Annotated in this window: 14 protein-coding genes and 1 pseudogene; 8 read left to right on the forward strand and 7 right to left on the reverse strand. The window is 43.6% G+C overall.

Features of this window, described 5'->3' with window-relative positions:
• Positions 1-41: 41 nt before the first annotated feature.
• The 3 genes and pseudogenes from HRE53_RS04350 to HRE53_RS04365 form a co-directional block, all read right to left on the reverse strand.
• Complete coding sequence (locus tag HRE53_RS04350) at positions 42-1,823, reverse strand: P-loop NTPase fold protein (protein ID WP_235109202.1); 1,782 nt, start codon at positions 1,821-1,823, stop codon at positions 42-44.
• A 1,957-nt stretch (positions 1,824-3,780) separates the two neighbouring features.
• Positions 3,781-3,967: pseudogene (locus HRE53_RS04360) on the reverse strand (IS5/IS1182 family transposase); the annotation flags it as partial.
• A 167-nt stretch (positions 3,968-4,134) separates the two neighbouring features.
• Positions 4,135-4,317, reverse strand: coding sequence for a hypothetical protein (locus HRE53_RS04365; RefSeq protein ID WP_235109203.1), 183 nt, complete (start codon positions 4,315-4,317; stop codon positions 4,135-4,137).
• Positions 4,318-4,809: 492 nt separating this feature from the next.
• On the opposite strand from HRE53_RS04365, the gene HRE53_RS04370 reads away from it, so the two are divergent.
• Both HRE53_RS04370 and HRE53_RS04375 read left to right on the forward strand, forming a co-directional pair.
• Positions 4,810-5,685: a M23 family metallopeptidase gene (locus tag HRE53_RS04370; protein ID WP_235109204.1), complete on the forward strand. Its 876-nt coding sequence runs from the start codon at positions 4,810-4,812 to the stop codon at positions 5,683-5,685.
• 250 nt (positions 5,686-5,935) lie between these two features.
• Positions 5,936-6,211: an HU family DNA-binding protein gene (locus tag HRE53_RS04375; protein WP_010468395.1), complete on the forward strand. Its 276-nt coding sequence runs from the start codon at positions 5,936-5,938 to the stop codon at positions 6,209-6,211.
• A gap of 745 nt (positions 6,212-6,956) precedes the next feature.
• Here the strand turns inward: HRE53_RS04375 and HRE53_RS04380 are convergent.
• Entirely contained in the window at positions 6,957-7,856 is a 900-nt protein-coding gene (locus HRE53_RS04380) for a phosphatidate cytidylyltransferase (protein ID WP_235109205.1), read from the reverse strand.
• A 278-nt stretch (positions 7,857-8,134) separates the two neighbouring features.
• Between HRE53_RS04380 and HRE53_RS04385 the strand changes: the two genes are divergently transcribed.
• Positions 8,135-8,461, forward strand: a complete 327-nt coding sequence (locus HRE53_RS04385; RefSeq protein WP_212662372.1) for an STAS domain-containing protein — start codon at positions 8,135-8,137, stop codon at positions 8,459-8,461.
• Positions 8,462-8,489: 28 nt separating this feature from the next.
• On the opposite strand, the gene HRE53_RS04390 is transcribed toward HRE53_RS04385, so the two are convergent.
• Complete coding sequence (locus tag HRE53_RS04390; RefSeq protein ID WP_235109206.1) at positions 8,490-9,617, reverse strand: PP2C family protein-serine/threonine phosphatase; 1,128 nt, start codon at positions 9,615-9,617, stop codon at positions 8,490-8,492.
• A gap of 232 nt (positions 9,618-9,849) precedes the next feature.
• Between HRE53_RS04390 and HRE53_RS04395 the strand changes: the two genes are divergently transcribed.
• Together HRE53_RS04395 and HRE53_RS04400 are read left to right on the forward strand one after the other, a co-directional pair.
• Positions 9,850-10,284, forward strand: coding sequence for an anti-sigma regulatory factor (locus HRE53_RS04395; RefSeq protein ID WP_212662374.1), 435 nt, complete (start codon positions 9,850-9,852; stop codon positions 10,282-10,284).
• Positions 10,268-11,080 carry a pantothenate kinase gene (locus HRE53_RS04400; RefSeq protein WP_212662375.1) on the forward strand — a complete coding sequence of 271 codons (813 nt, stop codon included), beginning with the start codon at positions 10,268-10,270 and terminating at the stop codon, positions 11,078-11,080. The genes HRE53_RS04395 and HRE53_RS04400 overlap by 17 nt, the downstream gene beginning before the upstream one ends.
• A gap of 10 nt (positions 11,081-11,090) precedes the next feature.
• Here HRE53_RS04400 and HRE53_RS04405 read toward each other — a convergent pair whose 3' ends face one another.
• Both HRE53_RS04405 and bcp read right to left on the reverse strand, forming a co-directional pair.
• Entirely contained in the window at positions 11,091-11,471 is a 381-nt protein-coding gene (locus HRE53_RS04405) for an NUDIX hydrolase (RefSeq protein WP_235109207.1), read from the reverse strand.
• A gap of 261 nt (positions 11,472-11,732) precedes the next feature.
• Positions 11,733-12,203, reverse strand: a complete 471-nt coding sequence (gene bcp / locus HRE53_RS04410) for a thioredoxin-dependent thiol peroxidase (RefSeq protein ID WP_235109208.1) — start codon at positions 12,201-12,203, stop codon at positions 11,733-11,735.
• A 244-nt stretch (positions 12,204-12,447) separates the two neighbouring features.
• Between bcp and HRE53_RS04415 the strand changes: the two genes are divergently transcribed.
• The 3 genes from HRE53_RS04415 to HRE53_RS04425 all read left to right on the forward strand — a co-directional run bounded on the left by HRE53_RS04415 (position 12,448) and on the right by HRE53_RS04425 (position 17,423).
• Positions 12,448-12,612 (forward strand): hypothetical protein, encoded by a 165-nt coding sequence (locus tag HRE53_RS04415; RefSeq protein WP_212662377.1) that lies wholly within the window; start codon positions 12,448-12,450, stop codon positions 12,610-12,612.
• A gap of 65 nt (positions 12,613-12,677) precedes the next feature.
• The gene (locus HRE53_RS04420) at positions 12,678-13,151 is read left to right on the forward strand and encodes an N-acetyltransferase (RefSeq protein WP_235109209.1); all 474 of its coding nucleotides are present in this window, start codon (positions 12,678-12,680) and stop codon (positions 13,149-13,151) included.
• 48 nt (positions 13,152-13,199) lie between these two features.
• Positions 13,200-17,423 (forward strand): DEAD/DEAH box helicase, encoded by a 4,224-nt coding sequence (locus HRE53_RS04425; protein ID WP_235109210.1) that lies wholly within the window; start codon positions 13,200-13,202, stop codon positions 17,421-17,423.
• Positions 17,424-17,756 lie beyond the last annotated feature (333 nt).

Here is a 17,756-nt window from a genome sequence, read left to right on the forward strand (position 1 = left end):
CCAAAGAAAGCTAATCTTCAATAATATTCATGAAACTTTTATCACACAAGCTTTCTTAGAATGCTTATCAATGACTCTTGTGACAAAATTAATTGCCTTTCTGATACTGGCCTATAGCTTAAGGTAACATTCTCAAACTTCTCAAGTTGTTCAGGTATTTTTGACCCGTGGGTTTCATTAATCAGCGCAGGAATAATTCGAAAAGATTTGTCAATTTTACTTAGCTGGATTGCTAAATCAAGTTCGACTTTTTTATTGATTTCAAACTCATCTTCTCCAATTATGAATATCATGGTCTTACACTGTCTCAAAACTGGGGGAAGATCCCTGTAAATGTTATCGCCAATTCTAATCCACTTGTCAAGAAATGTTACGGTGTATTTTTCTTCTAACAAGGCATCGATCGTTGCTTGCAATACTTTCTCACTGCTACAGCTTATGTAGAAGTCGAACCGTTTAAATATTCTATTTTGTTCCGCTTCCCCATCTTGGCGTTGAGTATTTAAGAATTGTATTGCTTCGCTTCGAGTGGCATTGTTAGAGAGCCACTTATACCCGTGAGAAGTCTGAAGGAGTGTTAAAAGTTCAGGCTCTGACAAGAGTATCTCTGCCAAATCTGAATTTTCTCTTTCTGATGATGATGCTGCTCGGCGAAGAGCTTCACTATCCCATGCTAGAACGATTTGGCAGAGTTCATTTGAGCCGACGAGTGATGAATATATGTTTGGCCAACGTTGCTGAAGGCACCGAGTTATAGCGAAATATTCAACTGGGATTATCTTCATAGATTGATTAGAAACCAACATTTCGTTGATGCCAATGTCGATTAACAAATTATTCACGAAGCGAATTATCGATCGGGGATTGCCTCCTGATGCGGAACCTATGATTGGTAGGATGTCTATAAGAGTTTCGCGCATTTGTTTTGAAACCCGATTTAGAATATTTTCTGAAAACTCATCCATCCTTCCTAAGTTCGGTGGAATGTGGAAAGGTAATTGCACAATCTTATCCAGGTACAATTGGCCTTCAAAGTTAGTTATGCCATATTCCTTAGCGTATCTATGTTGTAAGTATCCTTCTATTACACGACGAGAAACGCCAAGGATAAAAATGAATCCCGGTTGAGACAGTACAAGTTTTATACTTTCAAGTAACTTGATTGCTCGATCGGGGAAGCAACGGTCAAGGTCATCAATGATCACCACGATTTTCGTATTACTAGGGAACTTGAGCGCAGAGAGCCTCTCAAAGACCTCATAATACAAACTTCTGTCCAATAAAGGATCTTGTGTTAGATGCTCCTCACGAGAAATCACATCTTTAAACGCGAAAGTTGCTTCGATTTCAGCAACTCCAGGTACTTCCACTTTGGATTTGGCAGAGAATCCGTAAGCAACCGCTCTAAGGGTATTAATCAGTAATTCTCCTCCATCAGATAGACGGTTCAGAAAAGGTTTATGACGTTCTAACGAATGAATAATTGTTCCAACGAGTGGAACGACAGGATGTTCTTCATTCTCGTACCTCCATGCGTTGAACCAAACGGTTATTACTTCCTGACGTGTATCCAAGTCGGTCTGGATAAGCCTCATTAAGCTCGTTTTACCTGTACCCCATTCACCGAACACACCAATCGTGAAAGGGCCTTGAGTTCCTATTGCAGCTTCGGCTAATACACTGGCATACGCTTTGAAACCCAGACCATCTTGGCTGACACCTCTGTCTTCGCCAATTGCATGATCAGTAAGCAGATTGATCTGTTTCATTTCTGTAGATATGGAGTGTGGATTGGCTAACGGATTAGCAAGCCAATTTAACATAAATCTCCAGAATTTGAGCGCCCTAGACGATTAATGAGTATTTGAAAAAAAAATTAGTCACTTCTTTTAGAATTATTCTCTTTTCTTTCTAAGTAATGCGCATAGTTAGGATTGAGATTTTGAGTGACTGACTCATTATTAATCATTTGACCTCTATGGCTAGTTACTGTGCATTAGTAGCTTCAGACTTGCACTTTTATAGTTTGGTAGGAAGGACTATTGAGAGGGTAGGGCCACTAGTCTTAACTGATGGCGGATTACGTGAGTCTTCCCCAGATTAGTCAAACTGGTAAAACTCGGGAATGTCATGCTTGAAATCTAGGCTTAAGGACTGTGAGAGAGTTCTGACCTTATCAAGAAATTACTGAATCAGCCAAGCGTTTCATTTGAACAGCAGGCTAATAATCAACCCGATTCTAGTGACTTTTAGTGAAATTGGTAACCAAGCTGACGCAGGTTCTAGATTAGGTAGTTTTCATCTCAGCGGACAAATTTTATCCTTTTCCTACCGGATCTTTCTGGGGGGTAGTTTTGGGGGGTAGTAATAAATTTACAATTCTATAAATATATTACCTGACAGAGTTTCAGCTCTTAATATGATGGACGTCAGCTCCATTAATCAGTAATTTAATAGCGTTGTGTAGCTTACCTTAACCCTACTGAGGTGGAGGGCCTTGTGTATTTTCAAGCCCTGCTTTAACCCAGTTTGTCTATTGAGTAGAACCTGCGTCTGCATACTCTACATCGGTAGGGTTGAACCTCAAATAGCGTTAGTAAATCAGGAGAGTTCACTTTTTGGGTAGAAAAATAAATTCTCTAGTTTTACATGCTTCAGCCACTATAAAATTAATGGGTTTGAGCGCAATCTGAATATTCCCTCAAAAAGGTAACACACGCGAAATCCTATTCATAACGACAGACATTAGCTTGCTTGTCACATTCCTTAATCTGGGTAGTCTAGCTGTTTTATCTAAGATTTATAACTATGATTAGCTTAACCACAAAATTTTTGGTGTTGATTTCAATTTCAGCATCCAAATAGCATTCGAAGAAGATTTGTAGCGGTTACTTAACCAACATCCAGGCATAAGGCTAAGGTTGCTATCTGCTACTATCTAACCCTTTCCCCCTTTTTTGTTTAATTTTCTACACAAAGTGTAAGCATTTTTCTGATATAGCCATCTTTTGCCGATCTATGGGCATAATTTAAGCAAGCTATGGTTTATCCCATAGCTTCTGGTTCGATTTTGGAATTAGACCGAACCTGATTTCGTTAATAAGGGAACTATCCCCTGTCTCTGAGTGCGGCAGGGGATATTTTTATGTCAAAAATCCCGTAAAGGTCCTATCGACGAAGATCTTAGCAATATGCTCTTTCAGGCTAAAGTTACACATCTAAAGAAAAAGTTTTCTTTTTCCTAGGAATGGGAATACTGAAATTAGCTTATCTAAATTGGTTAGAACGTTGATTATCACTCGCGCACTTCGGTTGGTTTGCGCGAGTGTTTTTATTTTTAAATTAGGGTAAATACAGGCTCAACCTCAATCTAGTAGCTCATGTCATAACATCATGAATAATGCCTGAAGCTTTGCTTGAGAAGCGCAAATTGTGGAGAAGGCTAATGAACCCTAGAGATTTAACCCATCCTTTCCAAAACACTTGAATCCTAATCAGTGAGTTGCAGTGATGCTCCAGCTGTCCCCCGAGTCGTACAACAGCTTGAACAGCCCATGCAGTCGTCAATATTTTAGGTCTCTTCAATGTCTTGGCTGGCAGAACTTTGATCTAGCTGCATTAGCATCAAGACATCTTGGGCTAGCAGTTGAGAGTACGTACGCTCTCAATATGTTCACCCACAACAGTCCTATAGCAGTGCTACAAAGAAATCCTAATAAGGTTATTATTCTCTCAGATGCAAAACGATAACGCTCCACCTAAGAGGCTGTTTGAGAAGTTTTAGCATTTTTTAGCGAGCCTTCGAATCATCACCACATAAACAAGAGCTTCAGCCGTTCTAGTCAAGACTCCATAATCTTTATTGAGATGTCAGGACCATAACCCCCATCCAAACGTCCGCTCTACAATCCATCATTTTGGAACAAACTTTAAATCCCGCTAAATTGTCTGAACGCTTGATCAATTTGAATTTGGAATAGGTGTCCCCTGAGAGGAGATGTCACCCGGTAAAAGCGTCTCAGTCCCATTCAACTTTTTGGTGTTAAGTGAAGATCTAATACCAATTAGCACCTAAGAGTATAATTTTGATTATTTGCTAAGCCACTTTAGTGATGGGTTTCACGAGTTTGAGAGTTACACCTTCAGGCACAGCTTGGTATAAGCAGCGGCTTTTTGAGGCATTTGGGCTTTCCTTCGTTTTGAAACTCGTTTTTTACCCGTTGGGTATCGAGTTTTGGGTGCTTGAGATTCGCCTTGGGCACATCCGGGAGATTTACCGCGAGTTTTGGGTACTTGAGCAGGTACTTCAATCGCCACAATAATAATTGGGAATAACCTTCTCTCGAGAAAGAGGACACTCCAAGACAAGAGCACAGGAGATAGGTAAGAAGTAGATTTATGAGGTCTGTTGAACTAACGGATCTTCAGCTATGTTAATAGTTGCTTAATTATTCTATTCCTTAAGACTTCTATATCTAACTAAAAAAACAGGTAATTTACAGTATTTTTTACGGTGAAGGGATTTAATATTTGGCAACTTGAACTTATGGTATAGCCTTTATTGAATAACGCTTACATCCCTCTTACCCCCTAAAAACTGGCTTATATTCCTGTTTTCTTAAGCTTTCGAAAAATCTATTTATACCTCCGTATCAATTCGGATCTCATTTCTTCAGATGCCCGGTTAAGGTATAGCTACTGGTACAAGAGCTTTGATGTTTCTCAAGTTTAGAAACAGTGAGAGAAGTAGGCTATACCCTTCTCTCTAGCTACCATTCACTCCCATCCATCACATATCATTTGTCGCAAATGTATCTAGTCCGTATTGGCAAAGTCCTCACTCAAAAAGGACTGATTAGTGACTTCCAATTACAACAAGCCCTCCAAATCCAAACACAGACTGGACAAAAGCTAGGGGAAATACTGATTCAGCAAGGTCATATTTCTCAATTTCAGTTGAAGCAAGTTCTAGTTGAGCAACGGTGTCGGAATTTACTAGCTTGTTCTCTACTAACCCTCAGTACCCTTGGACCCACTTTCTCTATCACACCTCCTCAATCTGCCCGTTCCCAATCTGCTGAAAACCGGAAGGTTCTGCGTGTGGAATCTGAATCTTATGTTGGTGGTCCCCTAAGCTCTACTTCCCAAGTGTCCCAGTCAGGTCCACAGGCTCTTACTATTGCAGCTAGTCATACCCCAACCATTGCCTCTCCCTTGCAAGGATTTTGCCACCCTCTTGATGGAAGAGGATATCTGTCTCAAGGAATTCGTGGCAAAACTCATCAAAATCGAATGGAATATGCCTACGATATTGCCAGTTCAATTGGTACCCCTGTTTATGCGATGCGGGCAGGGCGGGTAATCAGATTACAAGACAAATATCCAGATACAGGAGGGACTCGAGCGAATGCCTCCAAGTTTAACTATGTTTGGATTGAACATGAACATGGCTATCGCTCGGCATATGCCCACTTACAACAAGGTTTCCGACAACGGGTTCAACTTAAAGCTGGAGACTGGGTCAAAGCAGGACAGCTCATTGGGTACAGCGGAAATTCGGGATGGTCTTCAGGTCCGCATTTACATGTTGAAGTGCAAAGTCAAGGCAATCGAGCAAGATTTTCTCAAACCGTTCCATTTCAGATTTCAGGTTCTTGCAGCACATTAGCTCGTAAAGCTAGCTAATTTATCACTCTCTACTAAGTTATTTGAATTTAGGCTCATGTATTTTAAATCTCCAGATTGAAAGAAGTTAGGTATTTTCAATCTTGGTAGAATTTAATAGCAGCAAATTAACGGATTGAAGCAACCTTTCAATATCCTCATTGTTACTTTTTTGAGTTTTCTTTGTTACTTTTGTGCAATTTCTTTGCTATATCTGTTCACTTTTTAAAAACTTGAGATAGAATGCTCGCAAGGTTTTGAGGATAACTCAATGAATAAAGGCGAATTAGTAGATGCTATTGCTGATAAAACAGGAGTAACTAAGAAGCAAGCTGACGTTACGCTGAGTGCTGCAGTTGATGTCATCATCGATGCTGTTAGCCATGGCGATAAAGTTACTTTAGTCGGATTTGGTAGTTTCGAGCCGCGAGATCGTAAAGCCAGAAATGGTCGTAATCCGCAAACTGGCAAAAAGCTAAAAATCCCTGCGACCAGAGTTCCTGCCTTTAGTGCTGGAAAATTGTTTAAAGATAAAGTTGCCCCCTAAATTGGTCAGATCCCATAGTTGAAGAGCTGACTGATAGCAGTTCCAAAGTATAGTTTGTGTTCTGTTTGGATTGAAGTCTTTAAATTGATTTGCTCACATTTTCTGTTGAGCAAATATACGATCGGCATTAAACTTCAAGGTGCTCTCGATCACTCCTTTTACACTCTTTTTGTATAAACTTTCTTCAAGTTTGGCTGAGCATTCTGCTAAATTTTCTAGTGGCTAAAATTTAATTATTCTATCTACGACTTGAATTTTCTGATTAGAACCTGCAATCAGTGCTAGCCCCTAACTAGTCAAGCATTAAACCTTATTTGGTGTAATTCTGTCTTACTGTTTTTCAAAGCTTAATTACAGGACAAGCTCTTTGAAACTCTTACTGAACAAAAGTCTACAAATATAATCTTGAAATACTTGCTGTGCAAAAGCTTCAAGCTAATTCCCTAGCTTGAAGCAGAGTAATTAGCTCCAGGACAGACTGGCTTCCCTTAATTAAGGGAAGCCAGTCTGTCCTTTTGGATTGCCGATGGAGTTTTATATTGGTCGGAGAAAGCTGTGCACTAGTAGTTTGCCTGACCCAAAATGGTATCGACCATCCTTCACTTCAAGTGGAACAGCCACGGTTTTCTATACGATTCAATGTACGCCCTAAGGTTTGTCAAGAATAGTGCAGACATTATTTGAATAAAACTTAAATCCAGCTGGCCATCAACTAAATTATTTTCGATTATGGCTGGCTAGGGTTCTACAAAACACAAAAAAGCTCCCGAATTATATGGCTTCTATGAGGGGGGAGTAATAGGGTGATGAAATAGTAAACCAATGGAGCAGTGAATACATAACTGTCAGCGCGATCTAAAATACCCCCGTGGCCAGGGATAAGTTGTCCGGAGTCTTTTACTCCTGCGTCTCGCTTCATCATGGATTCCGTCAGGTCTCCCAATAAGCTTGCAACACCAATTAACAATCCCAATGCTGCTCCAAGGAAAAGCCAAAATGGCCAAATAAAGGTATTAGCACCAATGATGGCGACAGTCAGGCTGCCTAAAACTCCAAAGACTGCCCCTTCTACCGTTTTCTTGGGACTAATATCTGATAATCGGGTTTTCCCGAATAGCCGACCAAATGTATAGGCACCAATATCTGCAGCCCAAATACAACCAAAGGCAAGCAGGGTAATTGTCAATCCCACAGGAAGTAGATTGATATTTGACCATTGTTCTGGCCAATATCCCCATAAGGGTAAGTTACTAGCTTCTGCCGTGCCCAATGATCGTAATCTAATCCAAAAACTGGGTAGGTATCCCCCATAAAAGAGGCCCAGAATTGAGCTGGAAATATCGGAAATAGTAGCTAACTTCGGCTGGAATAACAGATAAAAACAGATGAAGGTTCCCGCAACAGGTAAGACAGCATCAGCTAGCATCCCGTTAATGGTGGCGGTGATCAGCAGCAACTGACTGACAATCATTGTGGTTTTGCCTGCTGGCCGATTCCCTTTAGCCCGAACTAAGTCAAAATACTCATCTTGAGCCAGATATACAAGGATGCAAAATCCCAGGGTAAAGTACCATCCACCCAATAAAATCATGCCCAACGCTAGAACGATGGCAATCAGTCCACTAATGATACGAGCCCAAGGCATATATGCAGATTATTACTTCCCTCAGGGGTATTATCCTACGCCGATGTCTTTCTCCGCAGATAGTTAAGCTGAGAGGAGATGCATAGAGGATAGCAAAAAGCATTCGATCTGGCGATATCCCAAAAAAAAAGAGTATTCTGAGGAACAGCTCTTTTCCTTATTCCCGCTATGTGAATTGTGGTCATCTGATGTTTATCGATGCACTCAATAACAGCTTTGAGATCTGAGTGTGGGGTGATATCTGCGGAACAGTTGAATCGTTATGCTCCAAGTAAACAATGCGTCCCAACATAACAACCATACAACCGAATAATATTTTGGATGGAGTCACCGGTACGGTCTTTCGTCAAGAAGTGACAGCTGCCATTGAGGCAGGTGCCGATATTGTTTTGGTGGATTGTCAAGATATTTCATTTATGGACAGCTCTGGTCTAGGTGCTTTGGTTCTTGCCCTAAAATTTATTCGGGCAGCCGAACGCAAGCTTGTGCTCTGTTCACTCAATCAGCAGGTTAAGACGCTTTTTCAGCTCACTGACATTGCTCAAGTGTTTCAGATCTACGAGAATCGGCAACACTTTGAACAAAGTGGTCTGCTAGATTCTTGAAATCCTGTTTTTTCTGGAGTGGTGGTACTCAAGGAAAGACAACTTGCATCAAGGCTAAGTCATCGGTAAAGTGCTGATGCTCACAGCATTCTTGTACTTGGTCCAAAATGGTTTCGATGGTGGGGGCTCCTGTTTGATGAAGCTGTTGGAGCAACTGGGAAAATCCTTCTAGCCCCAGCAGTTGATGGTTAGTATTAGGAATTTCGTAAATCCCATCGCTAAAAATGTAGAGCGTTTGATGTGGCGTGATGTTACAGCTCTGACTTTGGTAGGTGAATTCTGCAAACATTCCTAAGGGAAGTCCAGGTGTTTTTAAGGTTTGTATCCCTGGCTCTAGAGCTGACATCAATAGGGCTGGAGGATGACCGGCACTAGCATATACCAACTCCTGGCGTGAGTGATGATACACCCCATACCAAATGGTGAGGTATTTGGGGTTTTCGGGACTCATGGTGAATCGTTGATTGAGAGCATGCAACACTTCATGGGGTTGCTGGTAGTTGATGCCTGGGAATGCTTGCGATCGCAACATATTTAAGATCGATACCGAAGGTAAGGCTGCCCCTAAACCATGCCCCGATACGTCTAAGAGATACAAAATTAAAATATCTGGGGTTAACCAATAGTAATCAAAGCAATCCCCACCTAATTGACTAGACGGAATAAACCGAGACTGGATTTGAATCGGCAATTGTAATGGTGCAGGCAAAATTGAGCGAACATATTGGGCAGCCTCTGCCAACTCTGCTTCCAGCTTTTGTGTTTGCTCTTGTAAGTCCTGGTTTAAGTGATAGAGCCTTAGTCCTGCTCGCACACGAGCCTGCAGTTCACTCATGTCAATGGGTTTGGTTAAAAATTCGTCGGCACCCGCATTAAGTCCGGCAATTCGATCCTCTAGGTCAGACCGAGACGTTAGCAAAATAAAAAAGGTGGCGGAAAGTTTAGGATTCGATTTTAACTGCTGACAAACGCCAATCCCATCTAATAGAGGCATCATCCAATCGCAAATGATTAAGGCTGGGCAGAGTTGCTGTGCCTTTGAGAGCCCTTCTTGACCATTACTGGCGATGGTAACCTGATACCCTTGTTTCTCGAGTGTACGGCGTAAAAGGAGCTGTGTAATGGGATCATCATCAATGATCAGAATTTTCACCATAGATGTTTAACACGGCCATATTCGAGTATCTATTGTGAATTCATTCGCCAGGGCGAACGCTAATCCACACTGCTCAAGTTTAGCAAGGAGATAATCTCTGCCTAGAAAGCTAATTTTTGGGGAATGAGTTCCCTATAATTAATTTAAAGACGCCTGGTTGAATAACAACACCTTTTCTCATGCCAATGGCCTTGGACCCATGCAGTTGGAGGAACTGATCTCCTCATAGCAGATGCCAAAGCATTATCATCTCAGTGTTAATTCTGACCTCAATAACCTGACTCAAGTTCTTGACTGGTTTCAGCAGCTGCACCCTACTCGAGTGGCAGAACAGGAGTGGCTGGAATGCCAGATAGCCCTGGCAGAAGGATTTACAAATGCGGTTAGCCATGCCCATCAAGCACTACCACCCAATACCCCCATCCAGTTAGAGCTGGGGATTGAGCTAGATCATGTGGAGATTCGTATTTGGGACCAGGGTCCTATCTTCGACCTACGTCAATATTTACAGCATCACCCTACTTTCCCTAGCCAAGATATGGGCGGTGGTCGCGGGTTGCTGCTGATCAATCGGATTGCTGATAACGTTCAATATCGAAGAATAGACAATTGCCAGAACTGTCTTTCTATCGTTAAATACCTGTCTTTGAATGAGCCTATCCACTGAGGATGTAAAGCCTTGGATCGCTTTGAGCATCGGTAACTCCCGATTGCACTGGTTTTATTATGAAGGGTGGCACCTCGCTCAAACCTGGGACACCTGCCATATTGATGTAGCCCAACAAAGATTTCCTGCCACCTGGGAGGAGTGGCAGGCTTATTCTCCTGCTTTCGCCTACTCCTCTGCTGCAAGTATGCCTGCTCTGTGGATTATCTCTGTTGTTCCGTCTCAAACCCTTTTTTGGCAGACTTATCCTCGCTCCACAGCCATTACTGCTGCTGATATTCCGATTCAGCTTCCTTATGCAACCTTTGGACTGGATCGAGCGCTTTCAATCTGGGCTGCTGGCATGTTGTATCAATGGCCCATCTTAGTGATTGATGCCGGTACCGCACTCACCTATACGGGTGCTCTTGCCTCTACAGATTGCTTAGGTGGGGCGATTTTGCCAGGTTTGGGATTGCAACTGCGATCGCTCTCACAATCCACTGCAGAATTACCAACTATTGACTTACCCCAAAACCTTCCCAACCGATGGTCACTGACGACCAACTTAGCGATCCAGAGCGGTATTTTGCATACTTTAATCTCTGGCATGATCGACTTTATCGCAGCCTGGTTAAAGCAATATCCCACCAGTCAGATTGTGCTAACGGGGGGAGATGCCGAGACGTTATATCGCTATCTATCGCAAGCTTCTCAATCTAGAGCAGATCCAAAGCTATTAGACCGAATTATCTTACAGCCACTGCTCCAGGGAATAGGGCTCTTACACTTACATCAACAGCAAGACGATCGGTAGTTTCTCCGAGCTAGCGAATCACTAGTTCACCTTGGAAGTAGTCTTGCAACTGTTGGTTATGGTCATGACTTAGGGACATACTCAGGGCCTCATCTAGGGAAAACGATTTCACCTCAGATATTTCATTGATATCGTTCACTTGCAATTGGCCTTCAACCTTAATTTCAAAAGCTAAACAAATGGAATGTAATCGTGGATCACGATCGGGTGCTGAGTATACCCCCACAAATCGTCCCATTTTTGTTAGCAATAAACCCGTTTCTTCATGGAGTTCTCGTTTGATACTTTGCTGAATATTTTCACCCCAATCCACCATGCCGCCCGGTAAACTCCATTGACCATTATCCCGACGTTTAACTAATACGATTTGCCCATCCTCAAGGATCGGCATTAAACACACCCCCAGTAAAGGGTGTCGGAAAAGAAGGCCCAGAAACGTCTGAACCATGTATGCAAAACGTTTCATAGTTAAAAATACAGAGGTAGGCTAGATCACATGGTGAGGTGTATTCGCATCAATCGATAGACTAGGAAGCCTCTTAAGATATCAAAGCAAACCTAGAAAATTATGCATTAATCTATTGTGTAAGACCCAAATTTTAGATATTGAAAATTACGCTTTCAATGATTGCGAGCTTAATATCAGCACTCACTATTTCCTCAATAATTCTAAAGCCTGCAACACATCTGTGGCGTGATCGGCGGCCTTGACCTTTCGATAAATCTTCGCTAGCTTCCCTTCAGGATCAATCAGAAAAGTATGTCGATAGAACCCTTCATATTCTTTGCCCATAAACTTTTTAGGGCCATAGGCTTCATAGGATTTTGCCACATTTAGATCGAGATCGGAGAGTAATTGGAATGGCAAATCTTGCTTATTAATGAATTTCTGGTGAGACTTGGCATCATCTCCGCTTACCCCCAGGATAACAACCTGCTCGGTTTGATAGGTCTCATACTGGTCACGAAACCCGCAGGCTTCTTTGGTACAGCCAGGAGTATTGTCTCGAGGATAAAAATAAAGAACCACCCATTGTCCTCGAAAACTTTTAAGGACAATGGAGTCCCCATCTGCATTGGGTAAAGTGAATTCAGGTGCGTAATCGCCAATTGCCAATGTCATAATCTTCTGAGAATAATAGAGGACATAGAGAAACATTCGGTATCAAGGCTGAAACCAGATTGCTGCTGGACTGCAGTTGCGCCTCGTCAATCCCTGTTCTCTCTAGAATTATGCATTAAGACGAATGGGCAATGGGCTCTTCGAGGATCAGCCCATCATCTTGCTAGGCATCCTAACTTACTGGGACACAGCACGTTCAAGACAGCGGTACGATAAAGGTATAAGTCTCCGGTGATACTCAGTCATGACCTTCTTTCGCCAAAATATTGCTCCTTTCTTGATTGTTTTGATTTTTGTCGTCGCTTTGGTGGCTGTCAGCGCCAGAATTTTCTTGCCAGATGATATGGCACAACCCGCTCCAGTAGAAGAGGGCGTAAGCTGGGCACCCGCAATGATGATTGATGGCTAAACAGGCCCTTGAGAGGATTCTAGGTCCGTTTGCCCTGGCTTTTGTTCTATCGTTCAGGATAAATCTTGGATAAAAACTTTGTTCCGGGGTTTAACGCACGCTTAGGAACGAGGGGTGAGCAGTATTTATTACTGCAATTCATGCAACGGACCTACAAAGAACTCCACCCTGGGCATGATTATCAACATCTTCGGGCCGTTATTGATCAATATTGGTCTACCGATACCCCTTACTGGCTGGTCACCCCTGAGAATGAGGCCCATCGATTTGTGGCCTGTTTGTGGCTAGGAACGGCGGTTGATCAAGTCACGGGAGACGCTTATACCCATATTTTTATTCTTTTTGTGGATCCAGCACATCGCCAGCAAGGGCTTGGGACCGCCTTATTACAGAGGGCTGAAGCATGGGCTGCTCAGCAAGGGGATCAGCAAATTGGTTTGCAGGTGTTTACCAATGCCCATCCCGCATTATCGCTGTATGAAAAGCTAGGGTATCAGCCTAAGGCGGTTTTGTTGGTCAAGCCCATTCAAACGCAATAAAGTGATCGGTAGGTCCTAGCAAAGTTTTCCCTTAACCATGAATTGGCAATGTTCGAATCTAGCAATACGGCACCTCAGCTACAAACACAACTAGCAGAACAATATCTAGCGTTGCCCCCCCTGGATCAGCAGATTGTCCAGCTGCTCTCAGTGGCCTATGAGCCCATCAATCGCAGTACCATTCTCTCTTGTTTGAATCATCAAGCAGCTGCCGACTCAGATTATAAAAACTGGGATTCTAAACTGCTGAAGCAGCATCTTGAGGGTTTGCTTGAGCAAGGGGTTTTGCTGCAAGAACGAGGCCAGGGACCTCAGTGTCATCCCTTACTGGCTGAAATTGCAACCCGTGAAGTTGTCAATATGGGCAAGCTTGAAATTATTGCGCCCATTATTCAAGATGTTGTGCCCGTTTATGCACCCTGGGGTTCAGGACCTCGAAGCTTTAGGAGTGAAGCACAGTTTCTACGGGAAGCTCGAATTGGTTTTTATGGCCAGGATATTGACTTTTTCACAGAACAACTCAACGACTATGGCAAATTTAAACATCAGGACGCGTTATCTCTGGATGATGTCTTAACGATAATTTGCAATAACCCCTTTGATGCAGAATGGATTCGAACCCTCTCCACTGAATGCTATGAGCTAGCCCTGACCAGTATTCTGTCTAATAGCATTTTAAATTTATCCTCTTGTGAGGCGGTTTTTGAGGTACTGCAGGAAGACTGTGCAAACCAAAAGACTCCCTGTTCCGATTACTTGAAATTGGTCTTAGCGGAACAGTTATTATTACGTAGCTATGTGGAAGAGGTTCCCTCGGTATTAGAGTCGTTTGATGAAACCAATCAGAATAGCGCTGCTGTCTACTGGGGCTGGTTAGCTTTTCTACAAGGTGATACGGCCCAGGCCATTGACCATTATTCCAACGCTCTAACTGGGTTACGGAAAACTAAACGTAAACGCAACTACTTCTTTACTGGTATTCCGGGGCTTTTCTTTATTTTGGCTCTGCTGCAAGAGGACTCACCAGAAAGATTGATACAGGCTCAAGGCTATGTCCAACACATGGTGCGTCAATCTGGCCACTGGTTACGCACGACCTATACTTGGCTTGACAGCTTCATCCAAATTCAACAAGGGGATTTATCCACCCAAAAAACATTACTTCAGGCCTCTCTAGATCCCTATGAAGGGCTCCATAGCTTTGATATCTTGCTTGGGGCATTGTGCCAATATTGGGTTGATGGGGAACAGTCCCAAAAATGGTTGCCCAGCATTTTGCATCCTCTTTGTCGGCAAGCCACTCAGTCGGGGTACCACTGGTATGCCATGGAAATAGCGGAACTGTTAGCTCGCCTGGAAACCGAAGAGGCCGAAAACTCCTACCTAGACCACGCTCAACTCCTGCGACAGGGGAGTGGTATTCAGCCTCTAGTTGATATTGTGAGATCACAAGAGCCTTGGGAGCTGTGTCTTAATGCCCTCGCACAGTTGCAACAGGAAACGACCGCCACTGTAAAACCAGAGCTTCGCTTGGCTTGGTGTATTACTCTTTATGGTCAAGATTGGTTACTGCAACCCAAAGGACAAAAAATGACGGCTAAAGGCGGTTGGAGTAAAGGACGTCCCATTGCCTTAAAACGGTTATACGGCAAACCAGGAGAATTCAACTATCTCACTGTTCAGGATTTACGGGTTTGTAGCCAGATGGAAACCTACTCATCCTATGGCTCTTACGGCTATTACAACAAAACAGAATACCGATTTAGCGAGCAGGCAATTGTAGAACTAATCGGTCACCCACTCATTTTTTGGGAAGACTCCCCCACCACTCGCGTTGAACTGGTTAAGGGAGAACCTGAGCTACTGATCCAGAAGAAAAAAGGAGATAAGCTCACCCTCACCTTGTCTCCTGGGTTGAAGGCGAGCCAAACCCTTGTTGTTGTCAAAGAAACGCCTACCCGCCTCAAGATTATTGATATTAAGCCGGAGCATCACCAAATTGCCAATATTCTGGGTGAGAAGAATCGACTCGTAGTTCCTGAGCAAGCCAGGGAACAGGTATTAGCGGCAATTGGTGCCGTTTCAAGCTTAGTAACGGTTCATTCAGATATTGGTGGCGGAGTCGCCAGTGCCACGGAAGTTCCAGCCCAAGCCCTACCTCATGTGCACTTGCTTCCAGCTGGAGAAGGGCTGAAGGTTGCAGTGTTGTCTCGTCCCTTCGCTGCAGGTGGCCCCTACTATCCTCCAGGAAGTGGTGGAGAAACAGTCATTGCTGAAATTAAGAGTCAACGTTTACAGACAACGCGCAATCTCGTTGAAGAGCGGCAATTGGCCAAAGCAGCGATTGCGGCTTGTCCAACGTTAACCAGTTTAACGCCGCAGGATCGGGAGTGGTTGGTGGAAGATCCAGAATCGTGCTTAGAGCTTCTGCTGGAACTCCAGAATTTAGAGGAGTCCATTGTACTGGAATGGCCCGAAGGCGAAAAATTAAGTATCAAGCATCGAGCTGATTTAGACCAACTACAGTTGCAGATCAAACGTCAGCGGGATTGGTTTGCAGCAACTGGAGAGTTAAAACTCTCCGATGATTTAGTTCTGGATATGCAAGCCCTCTTGGCGTTGCTGGACCAAACGCCCAGTCGTTTTATCCCTATTGGTCAAGGGCAGTTTATTGCCTTGACTGAGGAGTTTCGTAAACGGCTAGACGAACTCCGGGCTTACTCTGAACAACAAGGTAAGGGGTTGCGGTTCCATCCTTTGACCACCATGGCTCTAGAGGAGATGGTGGATGATGTGGGCAAGCTCAAGGTGGATAAGCACTGGAAAGCCCATATTCAGAAGCTGAAGGATGTTCAAACTTTACAACCCCAGTTGCCGTCTACCTTACAAGCAGAGCTGCGGGACTATCAACAAGACGGATTTGAGTGGTTAGCTCGACTGTCCCACTGGGGCGTAGGGGCTTGCCTAGCGGATGATATGGGTTTGGGAAAAACTTTGCAGGCCCTGGCTTTAATTTTGACCCGTGCCCCCCATGGACCAACGTTAGTGATTGCGCCGACCTCAGTGGGGATGAACTGGATCAGCGAAGCCCAGCGATTTGCGCCAACGCTAAGGCCACTACAGTTTGGCACAAGCCAGCGTCAGCAACTGCTTGATCAGCTTCAGCCTTTTGATCTGCTGGTCTGTAGTTATGGCTTATTGCAGCAGGAAGAAGTGGCACAAATGCTAGCCCAAGTGGAGTGGCAAACTATTGTCTTGGATGAGGCCCAAGCCATTAAAAATATGGCGACAAAGCGTTCCCAAGCTGCAATGAACCTCCAAGCTGAGTTCAAACTTTTAACGACAGGAACGCCCATTGAAAATCATTTAGGGGAATTATGGAATTTATTCCGATTTATCAATCCTGGTCTTTTGGGCTCGTTGGAGCGATTTAATCAGCGATTTGCGACGCCGATTGAAAAGTACCAGGATCACCAAGCCCGTCAACAACTAAAGAAACTTATTCAGCCTTTCTTGCTCCGACGCACCAAGAATCAAGTCTTAGAAGAGCTGCCCTCTCGGACTGAAATTACCTTACAAGTTGAGCTGAGCAAAGAAGAGATGGCCTTGTATGAAGCTCTGAGGCGGCAAGCGATCGCAAATCTGACGGATAGTGATGCCCAGGCTGGAGCAAAACATCTTCAAGTCCTAGCAGAAATCATGAAATTACGCCGTACCTGTTGTAATGCTCAGCTTGTGATGCCTGAAGCGCCTCCTGCCAGTGCAAAACTGCAGTTGTTTGGTGAAGTCCTAGCAGAGTTACTGGCGAATCACCATAAAGCCCTTGTGTTTAGCCAATTTGTGGATCACCTGAAGATTTTGCGGGCTTATTTGGACCAACAGCAGATTACCTATCAGTACCTGGATGGCAGTACGCCTGCAAAGACTCGCCAGCAGCGAGTCTTTGCTTTTCAGGCTGGAGAAGGTGAAGTCTTTCTTATTAGTCTGAAGGCGGGAGGAACCGGCCTGAACCTGACCGCTGCAGATTATGTCATTCACATGGATCCTTGGTGGAACCCTGCTGTGGAGGATCAAGCTTCAGATCGCGCCCATCGGATTGGTCAACGACGTCCCGTTACTATTTATCGGCTTGTTGCTAAAAACACGATTGAAGAGAAAATTGTAGACCTGCATCGGCATAAACGTGACTTAGCAGATAGTTTGCTGGAGGGGACAGAAATCAGCGGTAAGATATCAACCGATGAACTACTGCGATTAATTCAGGCGGGGTAATCATTTACATCTGTGAATAATTCAACTTACTGAAAGAATTAGTCTTTAACATAAATAAACCAATAAAAAATATTTCTTGCAATTGTTAATTTTTTAGGTGTGATCCCCGTCACTGAACCGCCTTTATAGGGAAAACTAGGGTGGCTATACAAGCAACATAAGAACGTTTCATCTAAAGAAAAATACTGCCTATTGTATCCGTCTGAGTAACCATGGCAGATACTACGCAAGATTTCCAGCACTGTTTTTGAGGTTGTGTCTATCAAATATTTCCTGTTGAGATCGTTGAACTGTAGGTGCCTTCTATGATTACGGTAGGGCAGGGAATCGATA

The organism is Acaryochloris sp. 'Moss Beach' (genome assembly GCF_021497025.1).
GTDB lineage: Bacteria > Cyanobacteriota > Cyanobacteriia > Thermosynechococcales > Thermosynechococcaceae > Acaryochloris > Acaryochloris marina_A.

Coding starts and splice junctions, on each gene's coding strand:
- HRE53_RS04350 (WP_235109202.1), bottom strand. CDS start 1,823: ATGTTAAATTGGCTTGCTAATCCGTTAGCCAATCCACACTCCATATCT.
- HRE53_RS04370 (WP_235109204.1), top strand. CDS start 4,810: ATGTATCTAGTCCGTATTGGCAAAGTCCTCACTCAAAAAGGACTGATT.
- HRE53_RS04375 (WP_010468395.1), top strand. CDS start 5,936: ATGAATAAAGGCGAATTAGTAGATGCTATTGCTGATAAAACAGGAGTA.
- HRE53_RS04380 (WP_235109205.1), bottom strand. CDS start 7,856: ATGCCTTGGGCTCGTATCATTAGTGGACTGATTGCCATCGTTCTAGCG.
- HRE53_RS04385 (WP_212662372.1), top strand. CDS start 8,135: ATGCGTCCCAACATAACAACCATACAACCGAATAATATTTTGGATGGA.
- HRE53_RS04390 (WP_235109206.1), bottom strand. CDS start 9,617: ATGGTGAAAATTCTGATCATTGATGATGATCCCATTACACAGCTCCTT.
- HRE53_RS04395 (WP_212662374.1), top strand. CDS start 9,850: ATGCCAAAGCATTATCATCTCAGTGTTAATTCTGACCTCAATAACCTG.
- HRE53_RS04400 (WP_212662375.1), top strand. CDS start 10,268: ATGAGCCTATCCACTGAGGATGTAAAGCCTTGGATCGCTTTGAGCATC.
- HRE53_RS04405 (WP_235109207.1), bottom strand. CDS start 11,471: ATGCCGATCCTTGAGGATGGGCAAATCGTATTAGTTAAACGTCGGGAT.
- bcp (WP_235109208.1), bottom strand. CDS start 12,203: ATGACATTGGCAATTGGCGATTACGCACCTGAATTCACTTTACCCAAT.
- HRE53_RS04415 (WP_212662377.1), top strand. CDS start 12,448: ATGACCTTCTTTCGCCAAAATATTGCTCCTTTCTTGATTGTTTTGATT.
- HRE53_RS04425 (WP_235109210.1), top strand. CDS start 13,200: ATGTTCGAATCTAGCAATACGGCACCTCAGCTACAAACACAACTAGCA.